The sequence below is a fragment of the Polaribacter sp. genome (assembly GCF_039939415.1).
Classification (GTDB): Bacteria; Bacteroidota; Bacteroidia; order Flavobacteriales; family Flavobacteriaceae; genus Polaribacter.
Map to the genome: position 1 here is coordinate 1 of NZ_JBDVJE010000054.1, position 11,916 is coordinate 11,916.

At 28.6% G+C, this 11,916-nt stretch carries 10 protein-coding genes; 3 read left to right on the forward strand and 7 right to left on the reverse strand.

Annotated features, from left to right (window positions below):
- Both ABJG40_RS09080 and ABJG40_RS09085 read left to right on the forward strand, forming a co-directional pair.
- Positions 1-553: DUF5723 family protein (locus tag ABJG40_RS09080; RefSeq protein WP_348024273.1), on the forward strand; the 553-nt coding region annotated here is incomplete at its 5' end.
- 1 nt (position 554) lies between these two features.
- Entirely contained in the window at positions 555-1,301 is a 747-nt protein-coding gene (locus ABJG40_RS09085; RefSeq protein ID WP_348024274.1) for a hypothetical protein, read from the forward strand.
- Here the strand turns inward: ABJG40_RS09085 and ABJG40_RS09090 are convergent.
- A complete protein-coding gene (locus ABJG40_RS09090) occupies positions 1,298-2,569 on the reverse strand; it encodes a replication-associated recombination protein A (protein ID WP_348024275.1) in 1,272 nt (423 codons plus the stop codon). The two genes, ABJG40_RS09085 and ABJG40_RS09090, sit on opposite strands and share 4 nt — an antisense overlap.
- Positions 2,570-2,645: 76 nt before the next feature.
- Here ABJG40_RS09090 and ABJG40_RS09095 point away from each other — a divergent pair, with 76 nt between their 5' ends.
- Positions 2,646-3,317, forward strand: a complete 672-nt coding sequence (locus tag ABJG40_RS09095) for a rhomboid family intramembrane serine protease (RefSeq protein WP_348024276.1) — start codon at positions 2,646-2,648, stop codon at positions 3,315-3,317.
- Here the strand turns inward: ABJG40_RS09095 and rlmB are convergent.
- The 6 genes from rlmB to ABJG40_RS09125 all read right to left on the reverse strand — a co-directional run.
- Positions 3,314-4,057, reverse strand: a complete 744-nt coding sequence (rlmB, locus tag ABJG40_RS09100) for a 23S rRNA (guanosine(2251)-2'-O)-methyltransferase RlmB (protein ID WP_348024277.1) — start codon at positions 4,055-4,057, stop codon at positions 3,314-3,316. The genes ABJG40_RS09095 and rlmB overlap by 4 nt on opposite strands.
- 97 nt (positions 4,058-4,154) lie before the next feature.
- Positions 4,155-5,102 (reverse strand): DUF1735 domain-containing protein, encoded by a 948-nt coding sequence (locus ABJG40_RS09105; protein WP_348024278.1) that lies wholly within the window; start codon positions 5,100-5,102, stop codon positions 4,155-4,157.
- A gap of 16 nt (positions 5,103-5,118) precedes the next feature.
- Positions 5,119-6,492: a SusD/RagB family nutrient-binding outer membrane lipoprotein gene (locus tag ABJG40_RS09110; protein ID WP_348024279.1), complete on the reverse strand. Its 1,374-nt coding sequence runs from the start codon at positions 6,490-6,492 to the stop codon at positions 5,119-5,121.
- A 20-nt stretch (positions 6,493-6,512) separates the two neighbouring features.
- A complete protein-coding gene (locus ABJG40_RS09115; RefSeq protein ID WP_348024280.1) occupies positions 6,513-9,716 on the reverse strand; it encodes a SusC/RagA family TonB-linked outer membrane protein in 3,204 nt (1,067 codons plus the stop codon).
- A gap of 209 nt (positions 9,717-9,925) precedes the next feature.
- Complete coding sequence (locus ABJG40_RS09120; protein WP_348024281.1) at positions 9,926-10,138, reverse strand: hypothetical protein; 213 nt, start codon at positions 10,136-10,138, stop codon at positions 9,926-9,928.
- A 128-nt stretch (positions 10,139-10,266) separates the two neighbouring features.
- Positions 10,267-11,916, reverse strand: a 1,650-nt coding sequence (locus ABJG40_RS09125) for a hypothetical protein (RefSeq protein WP_348024282.1), incomplete at its 5' end; no start/stop codon positions are given.

The window sequence follows — 11,916 nt, forward strand, 5'->3', positions numbered from 1 at the left end:
AGATTTTGGTTTTATAAAGCATAAAAAAAGCATTAAAAATTCTTTTATAAAAGGAAGTTATAATTTTGAAGGGATTGAATTTAGTTATGATGAAACAAATTCGATAGATTATTGGAATGAATTAGATACAGATGTAAAAGAAAAAATTCCATCAGGTTCTAATCAAGATGCATATATTTCTTGGAGACCAACAAAAGTAAATGCATCTTTAAAGTATAGTTTTGGAGAAAAAAGAAGTAAAGAATGTTATGATAATACCTATAAAGATTTTTATAGAAATGCTATAGGGATTCAACTATACTCAGTTTTTAGACCTTTAAGTCCTCAACTTGCTATAACTGGTTTTTTCGAAAAATCATTATTAGATAAAGTAAGAGCAAAACTTACATATACTGTAGATGATTATTCTTTTTATAATATTGGTGCAGGTATTTCTGCTAAAATAGGAAAGGTTAATTTTTATGGAATAGTAGATAATATCGCTCAATTTAACGATATTGCAGCAACAAATAATATTTCTTTTCAATTAGGATTTAATATAATATTTAATTAAAATGATAAAAAAAATAGCATACTGTTTATTGTTTTTTGTAACAATTTCAGTGTATAGTCAAAATAAAAAAATTAACAATTATAAATATGTAATTGTACCAAATAAATTTGATTTCTTAAAACATTCAGATCAATATCAAACAAGCTCTTTAACTAAATTTTTATTAGAGAAAAAAGGATTTACAGTTTTTTTAAGTAACGAAGAGTTACCTAAAGACTTAAAGTTAGGAGGAAAATGTTCTGCTTTAGAGGCTTCACTAGAAGATAAATCGAGTTTGTTTACAGTTAAAGTGGTTGTTGTTTTAAAAAATTGTTTTGACACCGTTTTGTACACTTCAGAAATGGGTAAAAGTAAACATAAAGATTACAAAAAAGGGTATCATGAAGCTATTAGAAATGCTTTTGAAACGATGAGTGATTTTAATTATAATTATAACAATCCACTAAAAAATACGGATATAACACTTCATAAAACTGATAATTTACCGATAGTTGTAAAAGAAACGAATACAAAGGTTAAAGAAAAATCTAAACTTGTAGAAGTTTTGTATGCACAAGAAAAAGGAAACGGATTTCAATTAGTAAATAGTAAGCCAGAAGTTGTATTTCAAATTTTAAAAACTAGAAAAGAAGATGTTTTTATCATTAAAGGTAAAGATGGTACTCTTTACAAAATTGATGATAAATGGTATGCAGAATTTTATGAAAATGATAAGTTAATAAAGAAGGAATTTAAAATTAAGTTTTAATAATTATATCTATTTTTCCATTTATTTTTTAGTAATTCTCTAAAGCTATTTTCTCTAATATTATTTCCGGGTTCATACAATTTTGTGCCAGATATTTCATGCGGTAAAAACTCTTGGTCAACAAAATTATTTTCATAATCATGAGAGTATTTATAGTCTTTTCCGTAATCTAGGTCTTTCAATAACTTAGTAGGTGCATTTCTTAAATGTAGAGGTATAGATAAATCGCCAGTATTTCTTACCAATTCTTGAGCTTTACCAATTGCCATATAAGAAGCATTACTCTTTGCTGAATTTGCCAAATATACTGCACACTGACTTAAAATAATTCTAGATTCTGGAAAACCAATTACAGATACTGCTTGAAAAGTATTATTTGCCATTATTAAAGCTGTTGGGTTTGCATTACCAATATCTTCTGAAGCAGAAATTAATAACCTTCTTGCAATAAATTTTACATCTTCACCACCTTCAATCATTCTAGCTAACCAATAAACAGCACCATTAGGATCACTACCTCTTATAGATTTTATAAAAGCAGAAATAATATCATAATGTTGTTCTCCTGTTTTGTCATATCTAACAGTTTTTTGCTGAATTTTTTCTAAAACAAGATCGTTTGTAATTTCGATTTCATTTTCTGTAGAAATTAATAATTCAAAAATATTTAAAAGTTTTCTAGCATCTCCACTAGAAACTTGTAACAATGCATCAGTTTCTTTTAAGCTTATATTTTTTGTAGATAATAAAACATCTTTTTTCATAGCTCTATGTAAAAGAGCAATTAAATCATTTTTGTCAAAAGAATTTAAGATATAAACTTGACAGCGAGAAAGAAGGGCAGGAATCACTTCAAAACTTGGATTTTCTGTAGTTGCGCCAATTAATGTTATCCAACCTTTTTCTACAGCTCCTAATAAAGAATCTTGTTGAGATTTGCTAAATCTATGAATTTCATCAATAAATAAAATAGGATTTTTTGTTGTAAATAATCCTCCACTTTTTTTAGCTTTTTCTATTACTTCTCTAACATCTTTTACACCAGAACTTATAGCACTTAAAGTATAAAAAGGTCTGTTAGATTCTGTAGCAATTATATTAGCAAGGGTAGTTTTTCCAATTCCTGGAGGTCCCCATAAAATTAAAGAAGGAATGATTCCTTGTTTAATTAAATTTGTTAAAACACCATTTTTACCAACTAAATGTTGCTGACTGATATAGTCATCTAGAGTTTTAGGTCTAATTCTTTCTGCCAAAGGTTCATTCATAAAGTAAAAATAATAAAGATTTCTGACAGAAAATGTAAAATTCTTATTTGGTTAGATTTTTGTTATTTTTATTTTAATGAATTCAGACAGTTACTTAAAAAAATCAAAGACATTTTTAATAATTCCAATTGTTTATATAGTTACAATTTGGTTAATTTATTGGATAGAAATTAATTTTAATTTCAATTTTAATAAATTAGGAGTTTTTCCTAGAACTTTAAATGGTTTTAAAGGTGTTTTTTTTACACACTTTATACATAGTAATACAAATCATCTTTTTAATAATTCTATACCTTTATTTGTACTTTTAAGTAGTCTTTTTTATTTTTATAAAGACGTTGCCTATAAAGTGTTACTATTTGGAGGTTTTTTTACAGGGTTTATTACTTGGGTTATTGCTAGAGAATCTTATCATATAGGTGCAAGTGGTATTGTATATTTACTATTTAGTTTTGTTTTTTTTAGTGGTATCATAAAAAAGCACTACAGATTAGTAGCGCTTTCTTTAATTATAATTTTTCTTTACGGAAGTATGATTTGGTATGTTTTACCAATTAAGAAAGGCATGTCTTGGGAAGGACATTTATCTGGTTTTCTAATGGGGTTTATTTTAGCAATTATCTTTAGAAAAAAAGGAATCGTAAAACAAGAGCATCAATTTATAGAAACAGAATTTGATACTTTATTTGATAAAAACGGAAATTTTTCACCACAAGAGTTACAAGATAGAATAGAAGAGGAGCGTTAATTCATTCTTTGTCTTACAGTTTCGTATAAAAATGCTCCACAAGCCACAGAAACATTAAGAGATGCTATTTCACCCAATAATGGTAATTTTGCTTTAAAGTCTACCATTTTTAATATAGAAGGGTTTACACCTCTATGTTCAGAGCCCATAACTATAGCAATAGGTTGTCTAAGGTCGATATCATATAAAGAGTCTTCTGTTTTTTCTGTAGCAGCAACAGTTTTTATTTCTGATGCTTGTAGTAAAAATAGTGCATCTTTAATGTGATCAACTTTACAAATAGGAATTTTAAAAGCTGCACCAGCAGAAGTTTTAATAGTTTCTGCATTTACTGGAGCACTACCATTTTTCTGAATGATTATTCCATTTACTCCAGTACATTCAGCAGTTCTTATTATTGCTCCGAAATTTCTAACATCAGATAACTGATCTAATAGTAAAAATAAAGGTGTTTTTTTATTTTCAATCGTTTTTTCTATTAATTCTTCCAAATTATAGAATTCTATAGGTGAAATTTGAGCAACAGCACCTTGATGATTATTTCTTTTAGATAATCTATCTAATTTCTCTACAGGAACTATACTTGTAGTAAGTTTATTTGTTTTTATTAACTTGTCTAGTTCATAAAATAAGTTTCCTCTTAAGCCCTTTTGTAAATATATTTTATTAATTGTAGATCCACTTTCTATGGCTTCTATTATTGCTCTTATACCAAAAATATTTGTTGTTTCTGTTGTCATGTTATTCTCCATTTTACAAATGTATGCTAATTTTAGACTAAAAAAAAGCCACCTCGTAAAGAGGTGGCTTGTTGTAAATTTTATATAATATTTTACGTTAGTTTAAAGTAAAAGTTCCTCCTAATGAAGGTCCATTTAAGTAACTTGCATAAGTTTGAGCAAGACCTTCAGAAGCGCCAGGATAATAGATATCATAAGCTATTGTTAATGTTGGTTTATCACCACAGTTAGTCCAAGTACCAGTGCCTTCTATTTCATAATCATAATTAGTTCCACTATATGTGGTAGTATAAATATATTGTCTTGGTATAGTTACAACACCATTTGGTGCAATATCCATAGTAAAAGTACCGCCAGAAACAACAGGTTCTCCCCAAAAACCAGCAATAAAGCTCTCACCTAATCCTGAAACATCTAATTTATCTGTACCATTTGCAACAGTTGTGAAATTTACCTCAGTAAACCAAGCAGGGTTACCTGTACTCCCAGTATTAACATCAGTAGTAACTGACCAAGATCCTTCAAAATCGACAGATCCATTAGTTAAAGGGCAAAATTCAATCCTTTTAAGCGTGTAATTTAAAACAGTACCATTAGAATTTGGTGAATTATTTTCACCAGCATCTAGATTTAATATAAAATTAACTGTTTCACCTACAGGCATATTTTCAGCAATAGTACTAAAATCAACAGACCCAGATGTTTCTCCAGCAGGAATAGTAATACTATTTGCTGATAGAGTAAACATGTCTGAACTTAATGTACTTGAAGGATCTAAAGCAAAATCAACTGAAATATCTTCATTTTTAGGAGCTCCCATTAAAGTAACAGCAACTGTAGTCTCTATTTCAACTAAATCACCTGTTAAAGCAACACCAGTTTCTGAAGTTTGAGCTGCATTTGTAAATTGAACATAATATTTAGATGCAGCATTTAAATCTAACTTACTTGTTAGAGCTTCAAAATTATCTTCAGTTTCTGTACATGAAATAGCTAAAGTAAATATTGCTATTATTAATGTAATTTTTTTTATTATATTTTTCATTATTGTTTTTTTAAAATTATTGATCCCACCATAATTTATCCGAAATAGTAACAGTAGGAACATTTTCGCTATTATAGTTTAATTCAGATGTTGCATAAGGGAACCTTGTTGGTATTGAAGACAAAACAGCTCCTGTGGCAATATTTAAATTTGGTAATCCAGTTCTTCTATAATCAGCGTAAGGTTGATTAGTTCCTATACCATCAATATATTTTTGCTCAATTATTTTTTCTAAAGTAACAGGTACTCCTATAATATTTGCTGTTAGCCAAGTAGAGTTATCATTACCAGTAACCCTTAAAACTGAAGCAGCTACAGCGTCTTCCCAAGCTTTTTGTGCACGTGAATCATTAAGCATAAGATAAGCTTCTGCTTGGATAAATTTTAATTCAGAATAAGTCATTAGGTTTGTAGAAGAATCAGAGCCAGCAATATAAGATCCAGGTTCAGAAGCAGAAGTGTTTTCACTACCAGCAGCACTACCAGTGTAATTTCCATCTCCATCTTTTGCAACATAAAATGGTAACCTAGGGTCATTTACTGAATTCAAAAGATCAACGAAAGTTGCCCCCATCCTTATATCACCTCTTTGTTCCATAAATTGAAATAAAGGGTTTTTATTAGCTTCTTCCCATGGTACCATAAAATCATCATCATTTGAAGAAAAACCTTTACTAGCAGCAGTAAGTGCTTCTGTATATGCTGCATTTCCGTTTATAGCAGATAATTGTAATGCATGTCTAGCTTTTATAGAATAAGCTGCTTTCTTCCATTTATCAATATCTCCACCATAAGAAACATCTCCGTCAACTGAAATAGTATTATTAGTACTACTTAAATTTGTAATAGCTTTGTCCAAAATTTGAAAGATTGTATCATATACTTTTTCCTGAGAATCATATTCAGCTTTTAATATCCCTTGATTTCCTCCAAAAGCCTTACTAAAAGGTATATCTCCAAATAAATCTGTTGCTATTCCAGTGCTGGTTGCTATCATTACTTGAGCAATACCTTCATAATGTGGTGATTCTTTACCTTCAGCCTTAGATTTTTCAATTATTGTATTAGAATTCATTATCATTTCAGTATATATTGAACTCCATACCCCATCTACATCTGCTGGTGTAAGTTGATATCTAGCTTCAGTATAAGATTGACGGTCTGTTCCATCAAAATGCTGCATCCATATATTATTTGTTCTCACAGTATTATTACCAACTAAATTATATCCCATTGATTGCTGAATTCCAGGTAATATTAGACTCATAGGGACATCTGATGGAGAGTCTGGATCCACATTTATATCATGATCAATCCAATCATTACATGATACTGTTAATAACAGTATAGCTAATATTGTTATTATATTTTTAATTTCTATTTTTTTCATTATAATGTTTTTTAATTATATTAAAATGTCATTTTAACACCCAAAGTATATGTTTTTGTACCAGGACTATTAAAATAATCCATTCCTTGAGCATTACTAGCACCAGATAAGTTTGTTTCTGGATCAATACCAGAGTAAGGAGTACTTAACCATAAATTTCTACCTGAAAAATATATTTGAGCATCTTTAATGTATTTTGAAACTTTTGTTAGATTGTATGAAACTGTAACATCTCTTAATCTAATCCAATCAGCAGGCTCCATTGCAGCAACAGAAGGACCACCACCAAAGTTACTACCCTGTCCTTCAAACCAAGACTCATCTTCAACAATTGGAGTAACATTAGTTACACCACTTGAAACAGGGTTTCCATCAGAATCAACATGTCCATAAACACCGTTAAAAACTTTAATATTTTCTGCGGGAGTTAAATCAAAATCAATAGTTCCTTCTGGAGTATAATATACCTCTCTATTTTCTGTTCTTTTTGAAGTACCCATATAATTCATTGCAAATGCAGTTCCATTATACATCATTCCTCCTTGCTTAATATCGATTAAGAAAGATAGACCAAAGTTTTTATATTTGAAAGTATTAGTGATGTTTGCTGTCCAATCTGGATTGAAATTACCAATAGGAACCATTTCTCTTTCATCTGCCATTGGATAACCATCTCTATAATTATCTGTAGGGTCGTCATTTATTAATACTGCACCATTTTCATCTCTATGCCAATCATATCCAAAAATACTTCTATATTCTTGTCCTACAACTGCACGTACCTGAGGTACTGTAAAACCACCAAGAAAAACATTATCTACACCGTCTGCTAATTTGGTTACGATATTAGATATTTTTGTAAAATTAGCTAATATATTCCATTTAAAGTTTTCGTTTTTTATAGGTGATGCATTTAAACTTATTTCTACTCCTTTAGATTCCATCTCTCCAGCATTTAAGAATACAGAACCAAAACCAGATGAAGAAGCAATAGGAACACTCATTAATAGATCTTTATTAACATTTTTGAAATAAGTAAAATCTAGACCTATTCTGTTAGATAAAAACTTTAAATCAGTACCTATTTCCCAAGAATCTTGTGTTTCATGTTTTAAGTTTGGATTACCTAATCCATTACTTAAAGCAAAACCAGTTTCATTATTGTAAGGGAAATTAACACCATTAGTCCACCCATCAGCTGTTTCTGCTGTAACGAAAGGGCTTGCTGTGTTATAAGGACCAGCAATATTTGCTGTTCTAGCTGCTGAAAACCTTAGTTTACCATAATTTAAAATAGAATTTCCTTTTATCTCTTCAAGTTCTGTAAAAACAAAACCTAAACTAACTGAAGGGTAAAAAGCTGAATCATTATTTTCTGGCATAGTCGTAGCCCAATCATTTCTACCTGTAAATCCTAAGAATAACATATCTTTATAAGCTAATTGTAAGTCTGCAAAAACAGCCATAGTTCTCATTTCAGAAGTTCCCTGAGAAGTATTGTTTGTACTTGAATTACTTAAATGATAAAAGTCAGGGATTTCTAGACCATCTGCATCAGAAAATAAATATTTACTGTATGAAGAATAAAAGTTATTACCTAAAGATAAGCTAAGATTTAAATCTTCAGTGAGATCATTGTTGTAATTTAAGATTAAATCAGAATTAATTACGCTCGCAAAAGATTGGTATTCGTCATAATATCCTGAAGGAGCACCATTTGACCCTATTTTAAATTGTTCAAAATAACGTCTGTTATACCAATCTACACCTCCATTATATTGTAAAGTAAAAGCTTCACTAAATTTTATATTTAAATCAATTCCTCCAGTAAATCTATTTACATCTTCATCATATTTAATATTATTAGCAATCCAATAAGGATTATCATACCCTCCTCCGTTTCTATAAGTTCTTTGAGTACCGTCGGCAAATTCATATCCTGCGCTATTATCAAATGTAGGAGGCGTTCTAAGTAATCCTAACATTATACCAGATACATTTGATCCTTTTTGGATTTGTATAGCTCTTGAATTTGTATAAGAAAAATTGGCTCCAAATGTTGTTTTTTCTGAAAGTTTTGTTGAAGCATTTAATCTAACAGTAGACCTTCCGTATTCATTATTTGGAATAATACCTTGTTGTTCTAAATTAGAAATAGAAAAAAAGTAATTTCCTTTATCATTTCCATTACTAATACTTAACCTATTATTTTTTGTTATTCCTTCTTGAAAAAAATCATATGGGTCATATGCCTTAGCAGGATTACCATTACCAGTTCCTTTAGCAACAAGTTTTCCATTAGGATCCCATATATATGTATTGTCTCCATCGTATTCTAAGTCAGATATCTTTGGTCCCCAAGATCTTTGAAATCCTCCAATCCAAGTTCCATTATTACCTTGAGCAAATTTAGTTTGCATTTCAGGAGTTTGAGATATCATATCTACACCTAAAGAAGTATGAAAATCTATTTTTCTAGAAGTTAAATTCTTTCCAGATTTTGTTGTAATAATTACTGCTCCATTGGCAGCACGTAAACCATAAAGAGCAGTTGCAGCACCTCCTTTTAAAACTGAAACAGTTTCTATGTCGTCAGGATTAATATCAATAGATCTATTAGATGTATTTACACCTGCTGTACCACTATCTCCACCACCAGTAATAATTGGCATCCCATTAACTATGAATAATGGTTGATTGTTACCTGTTATTGAGGCAGCTCCTCTAATAGTAATATAAGTTGATGCTCCTGCTTCCCCTCCAGAACTAACAATTTGAACACCTGAAGTTGCTCCTGATAAAGAATTAATAACATCTGCATTTGGTTTTGTACTTATAACTTCAGCACCAACTGACTGAACATTATAACCCAAGGCTTTTTCTTTTTTTGAAATTCCAATTGCAGTAACAACAACCTCATCTAATACCTCACCACCTTCTTTTAATCTAACATTAATAGTATTAGAGTTTTCAACTGTTTTCTCTTGAGTCTCATATCCAAGATATCTAAAACTTAAAACATCTCCTTTTTTTACTTTGATAGAATATTTACCATCAAAGTCAGTTTCAGTACCTGTAGTTGTACCTTTAATTATTACACTAACTCCAGGTAGTGCCCCTGATTCATCAGAAACAGTACCGGAAATAGTTTTTGATTGTGCAAGTGTAACTTGCACAATCAACGCTAATAGAAGCGTTAAAATTCCATTAAACTTTGTCTTCATTTGTATAATTATTTGAATTAATTAAAGTCAAAAGTCTTAAAATAAACTTAAATAAACAATTTTTTAACATAAAAACTATATTTTTAAATAAGAGCTTTTATTTATATATTAATATTCACTAAGTTTAAATTGTTAACAATTAGGCAGTTTGACTTTGTGTTTTAATTTATTTTATTTTCACTTTTTATTCTAAAAAAAACAATTTAAAGTTATAAATTACTATATTGTATTTGAATACTTTCTGTTTTTTCTACAAGTTTATATCTTAAATAATTAGAAAGTGAAATTTCTACCGGTTTTATTTTAATAGAATATTTACCATTAAATTCGGTTTCATTGTCTTTTGTTTTTTCTTGCGCAAAATTAATTTGCACAACTAACGCTTGTAATAGCGTTAAGATCCCATTAAACTTTGTTTTCATTATTGAATATTTTTGAATTAATTGAAGCAAATATCATATATTATTATTGAATACGCAATGAAAATTGTTAAAAAGAGTTAAAAACATTTGAAAAATCTTTAAAGTATTGTGTTTTTAATAATTTGATTTTAGAAGTAGTTTCTCCAGCTTATAAGGAGTTTTGTGTTTTTGGTGTTTAGTTTCTGCTTATTGTTTTTAGAGATTACGGTGCTTAAATTTATTTGAGAATTGTTAGATGTAAAATGATACCCAAAACCTAAGCCAAGTAAGTTTTTGTTAATAGAGTCTATATTGATGTTAGCTATATCTGTAATTGTGTAAAAGTAAGATTTTAAAGAGGTTAAGTATCTATATTCAATATTGAAATATGAGTACTTATCTGTAAAAAGACTTTGTTCATTGTAGCCTCTTATTGTGGTTGCTCCTCCTATTCTGTAAAGTTCGTTATTGAGTAGTGTGTCAGAAATTAATATTCCAGAATTGTTTCTTATAAAAAAACTATTTTTTAGATTTAAATTCCATAGATAAGAGATGCTAGATTCTATTTTTAATTGCGTTTGGTTTTTAGTGTCTGTGTTTCTGTTTCCAATGGATGGGTTTATTTCTAAGTTTAACTTATTATTTTGAAAATAGTCATTTTTCTTAATTTTGTATTGGAATTTTAATCCTGTAAAATAGTTCTGAAATGTTTCAATGTTTTGGTTAATTAGTTTGCTAATGTTTTTAGAAGATTCTGAGTTGTATGTAAATGCAATATTTGCTTTTTGATTTAATTGATAAGATATTTTCGATTCGAATTTTGTGTTTAAAAAAGTTGAGTCTTCTTTGTGTATTAAAAATTTAAATTCTGGACTTATTTTTGAATTAAATACATAGGGTATTTCTGATAATAAACTAAAATCTTGTTTTCCTTGTTCTATGCTGTTTATGTTTAGTTTTATTTTTTCGCCTTTGTTAAGGATGTTATTTAAAGTTAGGTTTATATTTCCGTTAAAAAGTAGTTTTCCGTTTTCTTTAGATGCGAAATTTATATTCCCATCAAAACTGTTTCTGTTTACCTTATTAAGATACATATATAATATTGTAGAGTCTTTCGTAAATAAAATTTCAGGAGGCTTTATTTCTGATACAAATAAAATGTTTTTTGTAGATTTTGATATGTTCTGGATTAGTTTTTGTTTAAAAACCGTGTTTGATTTTAAGTTAAAGTAGTTTTTAATAAATGATTGAGGAAAGTTTTTGTAGCCTTTAATGGTTACTTTGTCTATAGTTCTTTTTTTAGATTGATTAATATTTAGGTCTGCAAATAAGGTTTTGTTATAAATATTTATGTTTTTAAGTTGTACTTTTGAGAATGACCTCCCTTGGCTTTCTAATTCTTTATATATGTATGTAAGTGTTTTTTTTAATTTATGGAAAGGGATGTGTATTAGTCCTTTTTCAACTTTTAGAAGTTTAAAATTATTCTCTGTATTGAAATCAACTTTAATAATTGCTTTTTCTATTTTTGTGTTTAATGTGTAGTAGGTTGTTAGCTCATTTTTGCTTTTCCATTTTGTTATATATGTATTAGATAAATATCCAAGACTTTTTAAATAGTTAGAAATTCTATCTATTTCTTTTTTTAAAAAAACAGTGTCTTTGCTCGAGTTTTTAAATTTTATATTATTTAAAATTAATTGTTCGTCTTTTATTTTTGAGGTAATCTTTAGTTCTATTTCTTGTGCCTCGATATTTTTTATAAAAAAATATACTATAAAGAATAAAATAGTTGTGTA